General features: G+C 39.5%; 1 protein-coding gene. It reads right to left on the bottom strand.

The annotated features are described in order from the left end of the window. A partial coding sequence (gene rpoZ / locus FK268_RS26185) for a DNA-directed RNA polymerase subunit omega (RefSeq protein ID WP_109201653.1) occupies window positions 1-225 on the bottom strand: 225 nt, incomplete at its 3' end. Window positions 226-534 lie beyond the last annotated feature (309 nt).

Below are 534 nucleotides of genomic sequence, written 5' to 3'. Positions count from 1 at the left end.
GAAGCCTGACTGAAAATCTGCCTCTTTTGCCGTAATCTCAGCAGGGCTAATCTCCCCTTTCGCAATTTCACGAAGTGCAATAACGGTCGATTTCGATGCACGACTGCGGCTGACAGTAGGCTCTGCACCGCGCTCTAATTGTCTTGCTCTCTTTGCTGCAACTGTGACTAACTGAAAACGGTTATCAACCTTCTCTAAACAATCTTGTACTGTTACGCGTGCCATAAACTTATCTCCTAACTAACACTGTCTAATGTCTAATGTCTAATGTCTAATTATTAATATTTCATATTAAATACGAATATACAGATTTTTAATACAGATATAACGGATATAGCGTGTATAACAAATATAAAATCTCTGTAAATCGAATCAATCTAGCTGATACTGCATCGAACTCCCGATATGCCCTATCTGCTCCTACCTGACCTCTTATCTGATCTTTTATCTGATCCTGATATTAAGATGAACCAATGCCGGACTCTCTCATCGAGAGGCGCATATTATCACTCATCGTCCCGATTTTAAAATATC

The organism is Tsukamurella sputi (assembly GCF_007858445.1).
GTDB lineage: Bacteria > Actinomycetota > Actinomycetes > Mycobacteriales > Mycobacteriaceae > Tsukamurella > Tsukamurella sputi.
Note: the sequence above shows the minus strand (reverse complement) of the source record. Positions and strands in the feature narration are given on the sequence as shown.